The 16621-nt window shown below is 74.2% G+C and carries 18 protein-coding genes; 8 read left to right on the forward strand and 10 right to left on the reverse strand.

What is annotated here, in order from left to right:
- Positions 1-16: 16 nt before the first annotated feature.
- A complete protein-coding gene (locus tag ACSU6M_RS01645; protein WP_437066348.1) occupies positions 17-349 on the reverse strand; it encodes a gas vesicle protein in 333 nt (110 codons plus the stop codon).
- 447 nt (positions 350-796) lie between these two features.
- Between ACSU6M_RS01645 and ACSU6M_RS01650 the strand changes: the two genes are divergently transcribed.
- The 4 genes from ACSU6M_RS01650 (at position 797) to ACSU6M_RS01665 (ending at position 4340) form a co-directional block, all read left to right on the forward strand.
- Complete coding sequence (locus tag ACSU6M_RS01650; RefSeq protein ID WP_437066350.1) at positions 797-2275, forward strand: glutamate--cysteine ligase; 1479 nt, start codon at positions 797-799, stop codon at positions 2273-2275.
- Between the two features lie 319 nt (positions 2276-2594).
- On the forward strand, positions 2595-3092 hold the full coding sequence (locus ACSU6M_RS01655; RefSeq protein ID WP_437066351.1) for a DUF2975 domain-containing protein: 498 nt from the start codon (positions 2595-2597) through the stop codon (positions 3090-3092).
- Positions 3092-3304: a helix-turn-helix domain-containing protein gene (locus ACSU6M_RS01660; RefSeq protein ID WP_437066353.1), complete on the forward strand. Its 213-nt coding sequence runs from the start codon at positions 3092-3094 to the stop codon at positions 3302-3304. Before ACSU6M_RS01655 ends, ACSU6M_RS01660 begins: the two co-directional genes overlap by 1 nt.
- Before the next feature lie 145 nt (positions 3305-3449).
- Positions 3450-4340 carry an MBL fold metallo-hydrolase gene (locus tag ACSU6M_RS01665; protein WP_437066355.1) on the forward strand — a complete coding sequence of 297 codons (891 nt, stop codon included), beginning with the start codon at positions 3450-3452 and terminating at the stop codon, positions 4338-4340.
- A 162-nt stretch (positions 4341-4502) separates the two neighbouring features.
- On the opposite strand, the gene ACSU6M_RS01670 is transcribed toward ACSU6M_RS01665, so the two are convergent.
- From ACSU6M_RS01670 to ACSU6M_RS01685, 4 genes are all read right to left on the reverse strand, one after another.
- Positions 4503-5366, reverse strand: coding sequence for a class F sortase (locus ACSU6M_RS01670; RefSeq protein ID WP_437066356.1), 864 nt, complete (start codon positions 5364-5366; stop codon positions 4503-4505).
- Positions 5353-5946: a hypothetical protein gene (locus tag ACSU6M_RS01675; protein ID WP_437066358.1), complete on the reverse strand. Its 594-nt coding sequence runs from the start codon at positions 5944-5946 to the stop codon at positions 5353-5355. The genes ACSU6M_RS01670 and ACSU6M_RS01675 overlap by 14 nt, the downstream gene beginning before the upstream one ends.
- A 165-nt stretch (positions 5947-6111) precedes the next feature.
- Positions 6112-6774 carry a response regulator gene (locus tag ACSU6M_RS01680; RefSeq protein ID WP_437066359.1) on the reverse strand — a complete coding sequence of 221 codons (663 nt, stop codon included), beginning with the start codon at positions 6772-6774 and terminating at the stop codon, positions 6112-6114.
- Positions 6771-7898: a sensor histidine kinase gene (locus ACSU6M_RS01685; RefSeq protein WP_437066361.1), complete on the reverse strand. Its 1128-nt coding sequence runs from the start codon at positions 7896-7898 to the stop codon at positions 6771-6773. Before ACSU6M_RS01685 ends, ACSU6M_RS01680 begins: the two co-directional genes overlap by 4 nt.
- Positions 7899-8141: 243 nt before the next feature.
- Here ACSU6M_RS01685 and ACSU6M_RS01690 point away from each other — a divergent pair, with 243 nt between their 5' ends.
- A complete protein-coding gene (locus tag ACSU6M_RS01690; RefSeq protein ID WP_437066363.1) occupies positions 8142-8564 on the forward strand; it encodes a DUF6223 family protein in 423 nt (140 codons plus the stop codon).
- 69 nt (positions 8565-8633) lie between these two features.
- Here ACSU6M_RS01690 and ACSU6M_RS01695 read toward each other — a convergent pair whose 3' ends face one another.
- On the reverse strand, positions 8634-9026 hold the full coding sequence (locus ACSU6M_RS01695) for a VOC family protein (RefSeq protein ID WP_437066365.1): 393 nt from the start codon (positions 9024-9026) through the stop codon (positions 8634-8636).
- A gap of 202 nt (positions 9027-9228) precedes the next feature.
- Between ACSU6M_RS01695 and ACSU6M_RS01700 the strand changes: the two genes are divergently transcribed.
- The gene (locus tag ACSU6M_RS01700) at positions 9229-10194 is read left to right on the forward strand and encodes an endonuclease/exonuclease/phosphatase family protein (RefSeq protein ID WP_437066367.1); all 966 of its coding nucleotides are present in this window, start codon (positions 9229-9231) and stop codon (positions 10192-10194) included.
- A gap of 7 nt (positions 10195-10201) precedes the next feature.
- On the opposite strand, the gene ACSU6M_RS01705 is transcribed toward ACSU6M_RS01700, so the two are convergent.
- Both ACSU6M_RS01705 and ACSU6M_RS01710 read right to left on the reverse strand, forming a co-directional pair.
- Positions 10202-11755: a glycerol-3-phosphate dehydrogenase/oxidase gene (locus ACSU6M_RS01705; RefSeq protein WP_437066369.1), complete on the reverse strand. Its 1554-nt coding sequence runs from the start codon at positions 11753-11755 to the stop codon at positions 10202-10204.
- On the reverse strand, positions 11752-12351 hold the full coding sequence (locus ACSU6M_RS01710; protein ID WP_437066370.1) for a TetR/AcrR family transcriptional regulator: 600 nt from the start codon (positions 12349-12351) through the stop codon (positions 11752-11754). The genes ACSU6M_RS01705 and ACSU6M_RS01710 overlap by 4 nt, the downstream gene beginning before the upstream one ends.
- A gap of 86 nt (positions 12352-12437) precedes the next feature.
- Here ACSU6M_RS01710 and ACSU6M_RS01715 point away from each other — a divergent pair, with 86 nt between their 5' ends.
- Together ACSU6M_RS01715 and ACSU6M_RS01720 are read left to right on the forward strand one after the other, a co-directional pair.
- The gene (locus ACSU6M_RS01715; RefSeq protein ID WP_437066371.1) at positions 12438-14033 is read left to right on the forward strand and encodes an FAD-binding oxidoreductase; all 1596 of its coding nucleotides are present in this window, start codon (positions 12438-12440) and stop codon (positions 14031-14033) included.
- A 44-nt stretch (positions 14034-14077) separates the two neighbouring features.
- On the forward strand, positions 14078-14959 hold the full coding sequence (locus ACSU6M_RS01720; RefSeq protein WP_437066373.1) for a diacylglycerol/lipid kinase family protein: 882 nt from the start codon (positions 14078-14080) through the stop codon (positions 14957-14959).
- 77 nt (positions 14960-15036) lie between these two features.
- Here the strand turns inward: ACSU6M_RS01720 and ACSU6M_RS01725 are convergent, their stop codons facing one another.
- Together ACSU6M_RS01725 and ACSU6M_RS01730 are read right to left on the reverse strand one after the other, a co-directional pair.
- Complete coding sequence (locus tag ACSU6M_RS01725; protein WP_437066375.1) at positions 15037-15699, reverse strand: DUF5701 family protein; 663 nt, start codon at positions 15697-15699, stop codon at positions 15037-15039.
- Positions 15700-15829: 130 nt separating this feature from the next.
- Complete coding sequence (locus tag ACSU6M_RS01730; RefSeq protein ID WP_437066376.1) at positions 15830-16621, reverse strand: transglutaminase domain-containing protein; 792 nt, start codon at positions 16619-16621, stop codon at positions 15830-15832.

The raw sequence follows: 16621 nt of genomic DNA on the forward strand, positions 1-16621 counted from the left end.
TGACTCGGGGTCGTGTCTAACGCCCCTCGGCCCGGTCGATCTGCGCGCGCGTGTAGCGGCGCCCGCGCTCGTAGGCCAGCAGCTTCCCTTCCGGGTCCAGGACCACCTGGTAGCTGGCCATGACGCTGGTCGTCTCGGGGATGCGTTCGAGCTCCACGACCTCGACGTCGGCCTCCCAACCCTGCTCGGTCGGTTTCAGCGAGGAAACCGACTCCGGCGCCCGGCCGAGCAGCTCGCTGAGCTGCTCGATCACGCGGCGCATCGCTTCCGCGGCCGACACGCGTTCTTCGGTGGCGTCCTGCCGCGATGAGGTGTGTGCCCTGCGGGGCTTACCGTCGTTCGTGATCATTCACCTTCTCGTCCTGCTTCCGGTAACCCAGTTGGTCGGCCCATAAACCGACATCAGACACAGAACTTCCACCTTTCCTCCACGGACCACACGACCGGTCGTTCGATCGGGCACCACTCGGGCGCAGTCGAGCCCCTCCGGCGACGCGGATCCTGGCATCGGCCCGGTGGGACACCGGGCGGAGCCTGCCCGACCTGCTGATCGCGCGTCTCACGGGCTCTGGACGAGCCGGAAGACGGCGGAGCGCCCGGTGGCCCCGCACCGGGCCTGCCGGGCCGGGCTGATGCGCCACTCGGGGCCCACCTACCGGCTCTGCCGGCGCAACCGCGGCGCAGGCTCGCGGCCCATGCGGACCCGGTCGTCATCCCGTCGGCCTACGTGGTGGGAGGTCACCAGTGGTGCGACGCTGGGAGGTGAGGGTCCGGACCGGGCCACCGTGGAGGACCGATGGGACGAGACGTTCCGGCGATGGTCTTCACCCGTGAGGACCGCCGCCGGTACCGGGTCAAGATGCAGGCGTGTCTCGACGCGTTCGCGCAGATGCTCCGCGAGGCGCGGTTCGAGACGGAGCGGCCGCAGGTGGGGCTGGAGATCGAGCTGAACCTGGTCGACGACACGGCGGAGCCGGCCATGCGCAACAGCGATGTCCTCCGGTCGATCGCGGACCCCGCGTGGTCCACCGAGCTGGGCCGGTTCAACCTGGAGATCAACATTCCGCCCCGTACGCTGACCGCCGGCGGCCCCGACGCGTGGGAGTCCGAGATCCGCGCGGCACTCAACCACGCCGAGGAACGCGCGGCGTCGGTCGGCGTGCATCTCGTCATGGTGGGTCTGCTGCCCACCCTGCGCCAGGACGACGTGGGCGAGGGCGCGCTGTCGGACAACCCGCGCTACCGCCTGCTCAACGACCAGATCTTCGCGGCGCGCGGGGAGGATCTGCTGATCGAGATCAGCGGAGTGGACCGGCTGCGCACCTACGCGGACACCATCACCCCCGAGGCCGCGTGCACCAGTACCCAGTTCCATCTCCAGGTCTCCCCGCAGGAGTTCGCCGGATACTGGAACGCGGCGCAGGCCATCGCCGGGGTGCAGGTGGCACTGGCCGCGAACGGTCCGTTCCTGTTCGGCAGGGAGCTGTGGCACGAGACCCGTATCCCGCTGTTCGAACAGGCCACCGACACCCGGCCGCAGGAGATCAAGGTCCAGGGGGTACGGCCGCGGGTGTGGTTCGGCGAGCGGTGGATCACCAGCGTCTTCGACCTGTTCGAGGAGAACGTGCGCTACTTCCCCGCGCTGCTGCCGCTGAGCGACGAGGAGGACCCGCTGGAGACCCTGGCCCGCGGCGACATCCCGGAACTGGGCGAACTCACCCTCCACAACGGCACGATCTACCGGTGGAACCGGCCCGTCTACGCGGTCTCCCAGGACCGGCCGCATGTCCGGGTGGAGAACCGGGTCCTGCCGGCCGGCCCCACGGTCGCCGACACCCTCGCCAACGGCGCGTTCTACTACGGGCTCACGCGGGCGCTCGTGGAGGAGAACCGTCCCGTGTGGTCCCGGATGTCCTTCGCCGTCGCCGAGGACAATCTGCACGCGGCGGCCCGGCACGGCATGGAGGCCCACCTGTACTGGCCCGGTGTGGGCGAGGTGCCCGTACCGGAACTCGTCCTGCGGCGCCTGCTGCCCCTCGCCCACCGGGGACTTGAGCTCTCCGGCATGGACGCGGCCTGGCGGGAGCCGCTGCTCGGCATCATCGAGCAGCGCTGTGTCACGGCCCGCAACGGAGCCGTCTGGCAGAAGGAGACGGTCCATCACATCGAGGACCACGACCACTGCGGGCGGCACGAGGCCCTGCGGCGCATGACGAAGACGTACATCGACTACATGCATCTCAACGCCCCCGTCCACACCTGGCCCGTCGACTGACAGATCGGCGGGACGAGGCCGGCGGGGTGCATGGCGGGTCTCCGTCCGTGAAGGGGCCGCGTCGGCCGCGGCGGGGCGGTGAGGTGGTGGAACGGGACGGAACACCGGCCCGCGGGCGACCGGTCCCCAATCGGCCCTGGGCCGGGCTGGGCCGACCTGGACCGGACAGGCACGGCCGGTCCCCTGCCGCCTTCCGACCCAGGAGTCCGGCGAGGCTTCCGTCCGACCACACTTGCTCGACCTATCGAATTTCGATAGTTTTCCATCGTTGCTCGATCGAAGGAGAGGGCACGGGACAGGGCATGGGAGAGGGGAAGGCATGGGAAAGCTGACCACGCTGGCGCTGCGCGCCGTGCTGGTGGCGCTGCTCGCCGGTTCGCTGTTCGTGCAGACGGTGATGGTGCCGCTGCTGGCGGCCGACATGACGGACGTCGACGCGGAGGTCGCCCGGCTGCGCACCCCGGTCGTCGTGATCGCGGTCCTCGGTGTGGTGACGGTCCAGGTCGTACTGGTCTGCGTCTGGCGGCTGGTGACCATGGTGCGCCGCGGCACGGTCTTCTCGCACGCCGCCTTCCGCTACGTGCACATCGTGATCGGCGCGATCACCGCGGCCGCCCTGCTGGTCTTCGCGTTGGGGGTCGTGCTGGCGCCCGGTGAGACCGTCGCCCCCGGCATCGTGCTGCTGATCGGCGGGCTCGGCCTCGCGGTGCTGGGCACCGCGCTCGTCGTCCTGGTGCTGCGGATGCTGCTGGCCCAGGCCGTCGCCCGCGACATCGAGGCGAGCCGGATGCGGGCCGAGCTGGATGTGGTGATCTGATGCCGATCACCGTCGACATCGACGTCCTGCTGGCCAAGCGCAAGATGTCGGTGGGCGAGCTCGCCGAACAGGTCGGCATCACCCCCGCCAACCTGGCCGTCCTGAAGAACGGCCGCGCCAAGGCGGTCCGCTTCACCACCCTCGCCGCGCTCTGCCGCGTACTGGAGTGCCAGCCGGGCGACCTGCTGCGCTGGGAACCCGACGAGACCTGAACCCCCGCCTGGAGCCCCCGCGCCGAGCGCCCCACGGCCCGGCCCGCGCAAGGCACTTCGAGCCGGTCCGGCGGAAGGCGTGCGCGCGGGGGCGGCGGTCCCTTAGCGTCCTTGCGTCGCCGACGCGAAGGGAAACATCACCGCCATGCGCACCGCCGGACACACCACGGCCGCATACGGAGGGGTCCACGTACTCGCGGGCCCCGAGCGCGGCGCCTACCCGTACGGCAACTCGCTGCTCGTGCGCGGCCGGGCCGAGTCGCTCGTCGTCGACCCGTCGCTGGCCCTCGTCGAGGACGCACCGGCCGCGGACGCGGTGCTCGTCAGCCATGCGCACGAGGACCACATCGCCGGTCTCGTGAGCTACGAGGTGCCGGTCCACATCCACGAGGGGGACCTGGAGGCGCTGCGCTCCACCGCGGTGATGCTCGCCGGGTTCGGGCTGGACCCCGATGCGGCCGACGCGCTCGGCCGGGAGTTGCGGGACCGCTTCCATGTGCGGGGGCGGCCGGACGCGAAGGGGTTCGACGAAGGCGCCGTGTTCGACCTCGGCGGCCGCACGGTGACCGTCGTGCACCTGCCCGGACACACTCCGGGCCACAGCGGCTTCCTGATCGAGCCGGACGGCTTCCTGTTCCTCGGGGACATCGACCTGACCTCGTTCGGCCCGTACTACGGCGACCTGGGCAGCAGCCTGGCCGACTTCGAGGCATCGATGCGCCGCTGCCGGGAGATCGACGCCCGCTGGTACGGCACCTTCCACCAGAAGGGCGTCGTCGAGGGCCCCGCCGAGTTCCGCCGCCGACTGGACGCCTACGCCGAGGTCGTCCGCAGGCGGGACGCCGCCCTCCTCGCTCTCCTCCGCGAACCGCACACCCTCGACGAGATCGCCGAGCACCGCCTGGTCTACCGCCCCCACGTCGAAGCGCCGTACGTGACGGCCGTGGAGCGCAGAACCGCACAGCAGCATCTGGCGCGGCTCGTGCGGGAGGGCCTGGTGACGGAGGCGGAGGAGGGACGCTTCCGCAGCACGTAGACGGCCCCTCGGTGGCAAGCCCCCGCGCGGGCCGTGCCGACGCGGCGCCGCCCCCGCCGGCCTCGGGTGAGGGTCGGCGGGGGCGGATGCGCGGCCCCTGCCTCGGGGCCGGCGGTGGTGGCCGGCCGTCGGGGGCGGCCGTCCCTCGTCGCCGTCGGGGGCTCAGCGCCGGGCCGACGGCTTCGCCGGAGGCGCGCCGGTGCGCTGGGGTGCGCGGGACGGGGGCGGGGGCGGCTGCGTCGCCGTGAGGTGGGCGAAGGCGACGACGTTGCTGTCGTAGCCGCTGCGGGGGCTGTAGGTGCCGGCGCAGGTGATGAGGCGGAGCTCGGGGCGGCGGCGGGGGCGGTACACCTCGTCGCTGGGGAAGCGGTCCTTGGCGTAGGTCCTGACCTTGTCGATGGTGTACACGGCCGTCCAGCCGTCCGCTCGGCGCACCCGCACGACGCGGCCCGGGCCGAGCTCACGGAGGCCGGCGAAGACGGCGGGCCCGTCGCGGGTGTCGAGGTGTCCCACGGCGACGGCCGTGCCGGGTCCGCCGGGTGCCGGGCCGTCCTTCCACCAGCCCACGCTGCGGGGGTCGTCGACGGGCGGCGCGGTCAGGCGGCCCTCGCGGTCGAGGCCCAGGGGGATGACGGGCGCCTTGACGCCGATGTGGTCGATGGTGACGCGCACGGCCGGGGAACGGCCGAGCGGCGCGGGCGGCTTCGGTGCGGGCGGGCGCTTCGGCCTCGCCCGGGCCGGGGGCGCCGGGCGGGGCCGCTTCGCCTTCCCCGAGGGCGCAGCCGACGGGCGGGGCGGGTGCGTCCTCGCCGCCGGAGCCGACGGGCGCGGACGCTCCGCCCGCCCCTGGGCAGGGGCCGGGCGGAGCGTCGGTGCCGCGGCGGTGGGGCCGACGTCGGTCGCCTCGTCGTCGCCGGCCCACCAGACACCGCCCGTCAGCAGGCAGGACACGAGGACGAGGGTGCGCGTCAGCCGGTAGGCGCGCGTGCGGTACCAGGGCCTGTGCCTCCGGCTACGCCGCGCCATTGCGTCGGCGACGCAGCAGTCGCAGGTACATCGCCCCGCCGAACGCGACCAGTCCGACGGCCGCCGCGCCGCCCACCGAGGAGAAGTCGGGCGCGGCCAGGCCGCCGCCGCCCGCGGGCACGCCTCCGTGCGGCGGCTTGCCGTCGGGGGGCAGGGGCGGCGGGGTCATGTTGGCGCAGTCCACCTTGAACACCTTCTGCTTGCCCGCGCCCGCGCCGCCCTTGATCTTCCAGGTCAGCTTGTACTGCCCGTCCGACATACGCGGGATCGGCATGGTGTAGCCGGTGCCGGAGGGGAGGGTGAGCTCACCGCTGCGCGTGTCGCCGGGACCGGCCGGCTGGGGCGTGATCGTCCAGGTGACGCTCTGCCCCGCGTCGAAGTTGAAGGCCGCGATGAAGAAGTCGCAGACCTTGGGGTAGTTGCGCGGGTCGTTGAATTCCTTGCCCATCGGCTGGATCTTCACGTCACCGTTGTCGCCCGGCGCGGCGGCCGCGGGCGTGGCGCCGCCGAGCAGGGCCGCGCCGGCCATCATGGCCGCCGCCACGGTCGCGGCGCGGCTAGAGAGGGGAACGTAGGTCACAAGTCCTCCAGGAAACACCGTGTCAGGTGGGTGCTGGCTGCTATGTGACTGTTTTTCATACTTTTTCGACCTTGCTTGGAGGCGCGCCGTCAACCACGGCTAAATCGTTCCTGCGGAGCACACCACCGGCACCGTGCCTCCTCCGCCACCGGGCGGCTCGCCCGCTCAGCCGCCGCGCGGGCTCACCAGGCCCGATTCATAGGCGAGGACCACCAGTTGGGCACGGTCACGGACTCCGAGCTTGGACATGGCGCGGTTGATGTGGGTCTTCGCCGTGAGGGGGCTGATCACCATGCGGTCGGCGATCTCGTCGTTGGACAGGCCGCGGGCGACCAGGACGACGGCCTCGCGTTCCCGGCCGGTCAGCTCGTCGAGGCCGGCGCCGAGGTCGGCGGGCGGCGGCTGGGTGACGTACCGGTGGATCAGTCTGCGGGTGATCGAGGGGGCCAGGAGGGCGTCGCCCCGGGCGGCGACGCGCACGGAGTGCAGGAAGTCCTCCGGGAGGATGTCCTTGACGAGGAAGCCGGCGGCGCCGGCGCGCAGGGCGTCGAGGACGTACTCGTCGAGGCCGTAGTTGGTGAGGACGACCACGCGCACACTGGCCAGGGCGGGGTCCGCGGCGATGCGCCGGGTCGTCTCGATGCCGTCGAGGACCGGCATCCGGATGTCGATGAGCGCGACGTCGGGCAGGTGCTGCGCGGCGAGCTCCAGGCCCTCGGCGCCGTCCGACGCCTCGGCCACCACCTCGATGTCGTCCTCCAGGTCGAGGAGCGCGCGGAATCCGCTGCGGATGAGCGGCTGGTCGTCGACCAGCAGGACACGGATCACGACAGCTGCTCCACGGGGAGTTCGGCCTGGACGGTGAAGCCGCCGCCCTCGCGGGGTGCGGCGCGCAGGCTGCCGCCGAGGGCGGTGACGCGCTCGCCCATGCCGAGCAGGCCGAGGCCGGGTACCGGAGCGGCGGCCGGCGTGGCACGGCCGTCGTCGTCGACCCGTATCACGAGGGAGTCCGCACGGCAGTCGATCCGTACCGCAGCCGTGGCGGCGCCCGCGTGCCGGGCCACGTTGGTCAGCGACTCCTGGACGATCCGGTAGACGGTCCGGTCCACCGCGGCCGGCACGTCGCGGCGCTGCCCGTCGATCGTCAGCGTGGCGTCCAGGCCGAACGTGCGGGCCCGCTCCACCAGGTCCGACACGTCGTCGAGCCCGCACGGCGGGGTCGTGTCGTCGTCGCGCAGCGCCTCAAGGGTGGCCCTCAGCTCCCGGCTGGCCTCGCGCCCGGCCTCCTGGATCGCCAGCAGCGCGGGCGGCACCTCCTCGCCGCGCCGACGGGCCACATGGACGGCGGCCTCCGCCTGCACCTTGACGACCGAGATCTGATGGGTGAGCGAGTCGTGCAACTCGCGGGCGATGCGCAGCCGTTCCTCGTCGGCGCGGCGCCGGGCCGTCTCCTCGCGGGTGCGCTCGGCCTCGTCCGCGCGCCGCTCCGCCTGCCGCAGCGCCTCCCCCGCGGCGCCGGCCGCGATCAGCCAGGCGATCTCCAGGGCGCCGCGGGCCCGGGCGAACGCCTCGCCCGTGTCGTGCAGTCCCGAGGCCAGGGCCGCGAGCGGCAGCAGCGCCAGGACGGCCACGCTCATCACGCCGGTGAGCAGCCGGTGCCCCGCGCGCATGGCCGCGTACACCGCGAACAGATAGGCGACGGCGGGTACGTCGAACCCGGCCGCCTGGTGGCCCACGGCGCACAGTCCGGTGACCGCCAGGACGGGGACGGGCGCCCGGCGACGCGCCGCCAGGGCCAGCCCGCCGACCGCCAGCAGCACGGAGCCGAGCACCTCGGTCCCCGCGGCGGAACGCTGCTCTGACAGCCCTGTGACGAGCAGCGCCGCGGCCACACCGACCGCGATCCCCCCGTCGACCATCCACGCCCGGCGCCCGGGCACCCCCGCATTCATGCAGGCACCCTAACCGTGGGCCGCCGCCGGCGAGTCACCCGCGCGGGCGAGCGGGCGACTACCGCGCACGCAGTACGTCCGCGTCTCCTGCACCGTTCGCGGTAGCCGTCTGCGGCAGCGGCGGCAGCGCGAAGTGTCTGCGTCCGCCGGACGACGCGCGGCGGGCGCGGCGGACAGGATCGGGCCGTACCCGGCAGAGGGATGAAGAAGCCGTCTGCGGCACAGGGAAGAAGGAGTCCGACCATGACCGTTCGCCGTCTGCTCACCACCACCGCGGCCGTGCTCGTCGCGGGCGTCGCGCTCGCCGCACCGGCGGCCGCGCACGCCTCGGTCCAGCCGGTCGCCGCCGGCGTCACCGACTTCGGTGTCGGGCGGCTCGGGGCCACGACGGGCGCGCTGCTGGGACTGGCCGGACTGGTCGTCGGCTGGCTGGCGCTGGCCCGGCCCGCCGGCCGGTTCGGCGCCGCCACCGGTCCGCTCGGCGGCCGGACCGCCCTGGCCGCGGGGCTGATCGCCCTGACGCTCGGCGCGGTCGTCGCGGCCACCGCCGAGGGCGGCCTCGGCACCGGCAACGGGCTGGGCGGGGCCTACGTGGCCATGCTGGTGGGGCTGGCCGGCGCGGTGCTGGGCGGGCGGGCGCTGAGCCGTGCGCGCCGCAGCGGCTGACCGAGCGCGCGGGCACCGCAGGCCCTTGCCACCCTGTCGCCCGGCCGGCGAGCGGCACCGCGGTCGGGGTCAGTTCTCCTGGAGTACGGAGAGGACGTTCCCGGCGGGGTCGGTGAACCATGCGATGGCGGCGGGCCCGTCGCCCTCGCCGCGGACGATGCCCTTGTCGTCGTGGTCGAACCCGGAGTAGCGCTCCAGGGTCACGCCGCGGCGGTCCAGTTCGGCGACGGCGGCGTCGATGTCGTCCACGGGGAAGTTGAGGATCGTGAACGTCGCCGCGGTGTGGTTGTCCTTGGGGTAGACGAAGACCTGCGCGCCGGTGGCGAGCCTCAGGATCAGCATGCGCATGTCGCCCTGGCCCTCCTCCGTGACCTGGAGGCCGAGCGTGTCCGCGTAGAAGCGGCGGGCCTCGTCCAGGTCGTCGACCGAGAAGCCGCTGAACGCCTGCGATTGTCCGAACATGCTGGGGTGTCTCCTTCGCGGGGAGCAGGGGGAACCGTCCTGGCCTCCAGGGCACACCACGGGCACCGCGGCTCGGCCGTGTGCCACGCCGACGGGGTCCGGATGGTCGTGCGCGCGTCACCCTCACGACGTGAGAACCGGCGCGGTCGCGGGCTCGTCCTGGTGGGCGAGAGCTGTCGGGCGAAGGATCTGAGGGGCGTCGGTGAGGACCGTACACACACGGCGGGGCACACCGGGGCTACCGGGCCCCGCGGGCGGGCGGACGCTGGCCGGGCTCGCGGTGCTCACGGCCACGCTGCTGGTCCTCCACCGGACCGTACCCAACGCGGTGGGGCGGTTGGGCAGTCTGCTGGAGTCGTTCCTGCCCTGGCTCGGCGCGGTCGTCGTGGTGCTGTTCGTGCTCGCCGTGCTGCACCGGTCCGCGGTCGCCCTGTTCGCGCTGCTGCTGCCGGTGGCGGCGTGGACGCAGCTGTTCGGCGGGCTGCTGCTGCCCGCGGCCGAGCCGGGCCCGCGCGACCTGGTGGTCGTGCAGCACAACGTCGCCGACGACAACCCCGACCCCGCCGGCACCGCCCGCGCGCTGGCCGCTTCCGGGGCCGACCTCGTCGCGCTGGAGGAACTGGTGCCGGACGCGCTGCCGGTCTACGCCGAGGCCCTGGCCCGCCCGTACCCGTACCGCGCCCTGCGCGGCACCGTCGGACTCTGGTCGCGGCATCCGCTGGGCGGGACCCGGACGCTGGACATCAGACCCCCGGGGATCACCGGGCCGTGGAGCCGCGGTCTGCGGACCGTCGTCCGCACGCCGTACGGTGAGATCGCCGCGTACGTCGCTCATCTTCCGTCCGTGCGCGTGGGGCCGGGCGGCCTGGCGTCCGGCCGGCGTGACGCGTCCGCCGCACTGCTGGGCCGGGCCCTGGCGGCCGAGAGGCAGCGGACGGTGATCCTGCTCGGTGATCTCAACGGCACCGTGCACGACCGGGGGCTGGATCCGCTGACCTCTCGGCTGGACGCGCCCCGGCGCGGCTTCGCGTTCAGTTTCCCGGCCGCCGCCCCCGTCGCCCGGATCGACCATGTCCTGGCGCGTGCCGCGACGGTCGTCCGGATCGGCGCTCTGCCGCGCACGGGCAGCGACCATCTGCCGGTCACCGCCCGGATCCGCCTGGAGTGAGCCGGCGTCAGACGCGCGCGAGCGCGTTCCGGGCCGCCTGTTCGGCGGTGCCGCGGTCCGCCGCGACGAGGCCGATGCGGGTGCGGCGGTCGAGGAGGTCGGCCTCGTCGAGGGCGCCCTCGTGGCGTACGGCCCACAGGAGTTCGGCGCCGGTGACGGGGTGTCCGGGGACGACGGGACGGGCGAGGTCCGGGTCCTCCCAGGTGAGGGCGTGCACGGCGGGTGCCTCGGAGCCGTAGCGGCGCACCAGGCGGGCGGGGGCGTCGAGCCGGGCGAGCGCTGCGGGGCGGTCGGCGCCGACGAGCGGGACGGACGCGGTGCGGCAGGGGCCCGCGGTGAGGCGGCGGACGGCGACGGCGGTGTCGACGGCGTCCTGCGCCATGCGCCGGTACGTGGTGAGTTTGCCGCCGACGACGGTGACGACGCCGTCGGGCGAGGTCAGCACGGCGTGCCTGCGGGAGATGTCCGCCGTGCGGGCGCCCTGGGTGTCGAGCAGGGGGCGCAGTCCGGCGAACGCCCCGAGCAGGTCGGTGCGGTGCACGGTGACGTCGAGCGCGGAGCCCAGGACGTCGAGGAGGAAGCCGATGTCGGTCTCGGGGACCTGCGGCACGTCGGGGATGTCGCCGTCGACGGGTTCGTCGGTGAGACCGACGTACAGGCGTCCGTCGCCCTGGGGCAGCACGAGCACGAACCGGTTGGTCTCGCCGGGGATCGGGATGTGCAGTCCGGCGGACAGTTGACCGAGGGCTTCGGAGCGCAGCACGAGGTGGGTGCCGCGGGAGGGGCGCAGGCGTACGTCGGGGACGAGGCCGCCGGCCCACACGCCGGCCGCGTTGACGACGGCGCGGGCGCGGATGCGCAGTTCCTGGCCGGTCGTCTCGTCGCGCACGAGCGCGCCGTCGCCGGTGACCTCCAGGGCGCGGGTGCGGGTGAGGATGCGGGCGCCGTGGGCGGCGGCGGTGCGGGCGAGGGCGGTCACCAGGCGGGCGTCGTCGGTGAGTTGGCCGTCCCAGGAGAGCAGGCCGCCGCGCAGTCCGGCGGGGCGCAGGGCCGGGGCGAGGTGGCGGGTCTCGACGGCGGACAGGGTGCGGGGCGCGGGCAGGGTGGCGCGGGAGGTGCGGGCGGCGGCGCGCAGCATGTCCCCGGCCAGGAAGCCGGCCCGGGCGAGGGCGGCCTGCCCGCGGCCGACGAGCGGGGTCAGCGGGAGCACGAAGGGCTGGGCGCGGACCAGGTGGGGAGCGGTGCGCTCCATGAGGATGCCGCGTTCGACGGCGCTCTCGTGGGCCACGTCGAGCTGTCCGGAGGCGAGGTAGCGCAGTCCGCCGTGGATCAGCTTGGAGCTCCAGCGAGAGGTGCCGAAGGCGAGGTCGTGGGCGTCGATCGCGGCGACGGTGAGCCCGCGGGTGGCGGCGTCGAGTGCGGCTCCGGCGCCGGTCGCGCCGAGTCCGATCACCAGGACGTCGACGGGGCCCCCGGTGCCGTCGGCGAGTTCGGCGAGGTCGCAGGCGCGGCGGCCGGCGTTGAGGGAGGCGCCGGGGGCGGCGGGCGTCAGGGGCTTCACGGGGTGAGGGTCCTCTCCAGCAGCGTGCGCAGTTCGTCGAGGAAGGCGGCTTCGCTCAGTTCGGGGTCGGTCTCGTCGGTCATGGTGCGCAGCGAGAGTGTGAAGGACTGGACGACGAGCAGCAGGGACCGGGCCTGGAGGTCGGTGCGCATGCGGCGTACGGATCCGTCCTCGTGGCCTTCGTCGAGCGCCGGGGCAAGGAGGCCGAGAAGGGCCTCCTGGCTGGCGCCGCGCCGGTCGAGGATGTAGGGCAGCAGCAGTTCGGGGTCGACGTCGAGGATCTTGTGGAAGAGCGGGTGGGCGCGGAAGGCCGCGACGCCCGCGACGATCCCGTCGACGATGCGGCGCCGGGCCGGGCGCGTGTCGTCGGGGGCGGGCATGGCGCCGGCGGCGACGGCGATCCACTCACGGGTCATCAGGTCGCCGACGAGGCTGCGCACATCGGGCCAGCGCCGGTAGAGGGTCATCCGGGAGACGCCCGCGCGCCGGGCGACGTCGGTGAGGGTGGTGCGCCGTACGCCGACGGCGAGCACGCAGTCGCGTGCGGCGTCGAGCACGGGGTCCGTGTCCGCGTGGTTGTGACGAATGGGCGTCATCTGTCACAGTGTAACGGCAGTGCGGGCCGAGCGGCAGCGCCGTCCGTGGAACAGACCCGTGACCATGACCGTGAGGACCTTTCGAAGTGGACATGTTGTGGAGCGGCTGGGGCGACCCGGCCAAGGCGGCACCGCTGCCCGACTCGGTGACCGGCCTGCTGCGGGACCTGCTCGGCGTCACCCCCCGGCAGACGGGCCCGAGGGACCTGGACGCCATCGAGGTCCCCTCCCCCGCCCTGACCGGTCAGGCGCGTACGGCGCTCAGGGCGGCCCTCGCCGCCGAGGACGCCCTGCGCGAGGACGCCGAGAGCCGCGTCCGGCACACCCGCGGCAAGTCCACCCCCGACCTGCTGCGCATCCGCGTCGGCGAGGTGGACGACATCCCCGCCGCCGTCCTGCTGCCGGGCAGCCACGACGAGGTGCTGGCCGTCCTGCGCGCCTGCGCCGCCCACGGGCTGTCCGCCGTCCCCTTCGGCGGCGGTACGTCCGTCGTCGGCGGCCTCAGCCCCCAGACCGAGCGGCCGTTCGTCGCGCTCGACCTGCGCCGCCTGGACCGGCTCCTCGCCGTCGACGAGGTCTCCCGTACCGCCACCCTCCAGCCCGGCCTGCGCGGCCCCCGCGCCGAGGCGCTGCTCAACGAGCGCGGCTGGACCCTCGGCCACTTCCCGCAGTCCTTCGAGTGGGCCTCGGTCGGCGGCTTCGCCGCGGCCCGCTCCAGCGGCCAGGCATCCTCCGGGTACGGCCGCTTCGACGAGATGGTCCTCGCGCTCACCGTCGCCACCCCCGAGGGCACCCTGGAGACCGGCCGGGCCCCCCGCTCGGCCGCCGGACCCGACCTGCGGCAGCTGATCCTCGGCTCCGAGGGAGCCCTGGGCGTGATCACCGCGGTGACCGTGCGCGTCCGCCCCCTGCCGCGGAAGCGGGTCTACGAGGGCTGGCGCTTCGCCTCCTTCGAGGCCGGCACCGCCGCGCTGCGCCGCCTCGCGCAGGACGGCCCCCGGCCGACCGTGCTGCGCCTCTCCGACGAGACCGAGACCTTCATCGGCCTGGCCCAGCCCGACGCCATCGGCTCCGCCGAGGCGGCACCGCCCGCCGGCTGCATGGCCGTCGTCGGCTACGAGGGCACCGAGGAGGACACCGCCGCCCGGCGCGCCGCCGCCCGCGAGGTCCTGCTCGCCTGCGACGGCGAGTACCTCGGCGAGGAACCCGGCGAGCGCTGGGAGCACGGCCGCTACAACGCCCCCTACCTGCGCGACGCGCTGCTGGACGCGGGCGCGTTCGCCGAGACGCTGGAGACGGCCGGCTTCTGGTCCACGCTGCCCGAGCTGTACCGGTCGGTGCGCGAGGCGCTGACCGGCACGCTGACCGCGGCCGGCACCCCGCCGCTGGTCATGTGCCACATCTCGCACACCTACGAGAACGGCGCCTCGCTGTACTTCACGGTCGTCTCGGCACAGGGCGAGGATCCCGTCGCGCACTGGGAGCCGGTCAAGCGCGCCGCCAACGACGCCATCCTCGCGGCGGGCGGCACCATCAGCCACCACCACGGCGTGGGCACCGACCACCGCGACTGGTACGCCCGGGAGATCGGCCCGCTCGGTGTGCGCCTGCTCCAGGCCGTCAAGGCCGAGCTCGACCCCGCCGGCGTCCTCAGCCCCGGCGTCCTGATCCCCGTACGCTGACCCCTTCTCGCGCCCCTTCTCGTGCCGTCCGAAAGGCCCGATCCATGCGACAGTTCACCGCCGTCGTCAACCCGACCGCCGGGGGTTCCAGCGGGGCGGCGGGCCTGCTCCCGCTGGCCCGGCTGCTGCGGGAGGCGGGCGCCGGGCTCGACACCGTGTACAGCAAGAGCCTGGAGCACGCGCAGGAGCTCGCCCTGGCGGCGGGGGCGCGGGGGCATGTCGTGCTCGCCGTCGGCGGGGACGGCATGGCGGGGCGCATCGGCGGGGCGCTCAGCGGGACGGACACCGTGCTCGGGCTGGTGCCGGCCGGCCGCGGCAACGACTTCGCCCGGGCGCTCGGCCTGCCCACCGAGGCGCCCGCGCTCGCCCGGGTGCTGCTGGAGGGCACGCCGCGCGCCGTGGACACCATCGAGGTCGAGTCCGCGGTGCACGACCGCGTCCATGTCCTCGGCAGTGTGTACGCGGGCGTCGACGCGGTCGCCAACCGGCATGCCAACGCCTCCCGGCTGCTGCGCGGAGCGGCCTCCTACTACGCGGGCGGCCTGCGCGCCGTCCTCGCCTGGAGACCGGCCGCCTACCGGATCACGGTCGACGGCGTGCCGTACGAGCGCAGCGGCTACACGGTCGTCGCGGCGAACTCCGGCTTCTACGGCTTCGGCCGGAACATCGCGCCGGGAGCGCTCCTCGACGACGGTCTGCTCGACGTCGTGATCATCGGTGAGGCTCCCAAGCGGCACTTCTTCGCCACGATGAACGAGCTGAAGACCGGCGCCCACCTCGACCGTCCGCAGGTCGAGGTGGTGCGCGGCGAGGAGATCCGCATCGAGGCGGACCGTCCCGTGCCCTACGGCGCGGACGGCGAGGTCGAGGCGGCGCTGCCGGTGACCGTCCGCGTCCGGCAGGGCGCGCTGAAGGTGCTGGCCTGAGCTGTACCGGGCCGGCGCTGCCAACCGTCCTGGTGGCGGCGGCCGTCCTCGTGGCGGCGGTCGGCCCGTGCAGGTGGTCAGCCCGGCGCGCCGCGGCCCGTCGCGGAGCTGAAGCCGAGCCAGGTGTGGCGGTTGCCCCACCAGCACCAGCCGACCTTCGGCGCGTCACGGCGCTCGCGGCCGTCGCGTCCGGTGCCGTTGCTGATCCAGATCGCCGGGGTACGGGCGTCGAAGGCGCCGTTGGCCTTGCGCAGCCGCGAGCCGATGGTCATGAAGCAGCGGTTGCGCTCCAGGGCCTGGGGCTGCTGGAGCACCCAGTGGATCCCCTCGGTGAGCAGCAGCGGGGTACGGCCCTCCGCGGTGAGGGCCGGAAGGGCCTCCTCCGGGCTCCAGTTGGACATGTGGTCGCCGCGGTCGATGCCGGTGACGACATAGAGCGGTGCGTCCGGCACCTCGATGCCGCAGGGCGCGAAGTCGTCGACGTCGGGCATGTCGGTGACGACGAAGCCGGGCTTGCCGTCACGCCGGAGCAGGGGTGTGAGGGCGGATGCGGGGGCGCGGTCGGGGTGGACGGCCAGCAGGGCGTGGCCGTCGCTGCGCCCGGCCTCACCGGCGAAGGCACGCAGCGCGCCGGCGGTCGTCCCGGCGAGCTCGTGCACGCCGAGTTCGATCAGGCTCTCCGCCTGGGCGGCGAGCGGCGGGAGGGCGGGCAGCGGAGTGCTGGGTGACCTGTCGGGCAAGACGGTCCTCGGTTCATGATCGGCAGCGGTGGGCATGACGTCGAACGACGCGGTCCACCGGAACGTTCCCGTCCGGCGCCAACACATGGCGGACCGTCGCCTTCCGCGCGCGGCGGCCCGATGCCGGACGCTACGCCCCCGCCGCGTGGCGGCCCAGAACCGGCTCGGCCAGCAGCCGGGCCGTCGCGCAGAGCGTCTGGCCGTGCCGGGCGAAGAGTTCGTCGCGCGAGTCGAAATGGCCGAGGTCCGCCAGGACATGGGCCGACAGATCGCAAGCGGAGGCGCCTGCCGGGCAGGCGGTGGCGCCGTCCCAGTCGATCGCCGTCCTGGACAGCGCCTCGAACAGCGTCTCCGCACCGGCATTGGTGAACCCTGCCCCGTCACCCCGGCTCAACTCGTCGAGCCCGCCGAAGAGTTCCGACACCGTCAGCCACGGCTGGGAGCGCCGGCCGGACGGGTCCTCGATACGGAACTCCGGCCAGGCGAGCACCACATGATCCGGCAGGATCCGGTGCAGCCGGGGGAAGCGCGGGTACCAGAACCTGCCGTCCACCAACAGACCACGCACCCGCGTGGCCACTCCCGAGGCCCGCGCGAATGCCTCCAGCACGGCCATCCGCTGGCTGCAGGAACCCCGGCCGCGGCGCAGCACCTGCGACACGGGCCGCAGGTCCTGTACGGAGTACACGGGCCGCACCGCGGCCGCGATCCGCCGGTGCGCCTGCCGCAGGGCAGCCGTGCGGCGGTGCGGGTCCGCCTCGTCCCCGAGGCCGGCCGCCGCGCCGATGTGCCGGACGAACCCGTCGACCTCCGGGTGGCGCCAGTCGAGGATCGGCGTCGGGGCCGTGCTTCCCGTCGCCGTCTCCGCGCCGGGCGCGCCCCGGCGGACCCGGCCGCGCGGCATGAGCAGCGAGCTCGTCAT

The organism is Streptomyces sp. enrichment culture, from assembly GCF_964272895.1.
Classification (GTDB): Bacteria; Actinomycetota; Actinomycetes; order Streptomycetales; family Streptomycetaceae; genus Streptomyces.

Excerpts from the sequence above, each read along its gene's own strand:
- ACSU6M_RS01645 (WP_437066348.1), bottom strand. The coding sequence starts at position 349 with ATGATCACGAACGACGGTAAGCCCCGCAGGGCACACACCTCATCGCGG.
- ACSU6M_RS01650 (WP_437066350.1), top strand. The coding sequence starts at position 797 with ATGGGACGAGACGTTCCGGCGATGGTCTTCACCCGTGAGGACCGCCGC.
- ACSU6M_RS01655 (WP_437066351.1), top strand. The coding sequence starts at position 2,595 with ATGGGAAAGCTGACCACGCTGGCGCTGCGCGCCGTGCTGGTGGCGCTG.
- ACSU6M_RS01660 (WP_437066353.1), top strand. The coding sequence starts at position 3,092 with ATGCCGATCACCGTCGACATCGACGTCCTGCTGGCCAAGCGCAAGATG.
- ACSU6M_RS01665 (WP_437066355.1), top strand. The coding sequence starts at position 3,450 with ATGCGCACCGCCGGACACACCACGGCCGCATACGGAGGGGTCCACGTA.
- ACSU6M_RS01670 (WP_437066356.1), bottom strand. The coding sequence starts at position 5,366 with ATGGCGCGGCGTAGCCGGAGGCACAGGCCCTGGTACCGCACGCGCGCC.
- ACSU6M_RS01685 (WP_437066361.1), bottom strand. The coding sequence starts at position 7,898 with ATGAATGCGGGGGTGCCCGGGCGCCGGGCGTGGATGGTCGACGGGGGG.
- ACSU6M_RS01690 (WP_437066363.1), top strand. The coding sequence starts at position 8,142 with ATGACCGTTCGCCGTCTGCTCACCACCACCGCGGCCGTGCTCGTCGCG.
- ACSU6M_RS01695 (WP_437066365.1), bottom strand. The coding sequence starts at position 9,026 with ATGTTCGGACAATCGCAGGCGTTCAGCGGCTTCTCGGTCGACGACCTG.
- ACSU6M_RS01710 (WP_437066370.1), bottom strand. The coding sequence starts at position 12,351 with ATGACGCCCATTCGTCACAACCACGCGGACACGGACCCCGTGCTCGAC.
- ACSU6M_RS01720 (WP_437066373.1), top strand. The coding sequence starts at position 14,078 with ATGCGACAGTTCACCGCCGTCGTCAACCCGACCGCCGGGGGTTCCAGC.
- ACSU6M_RS01730 (WP_437066376.1), bottom strand. The coding sequence starts at position 16,621 with ATGACGAGCTCGCTGCTCATGCCGCGCGGCCGGGTCCGCCGGGGCGCG.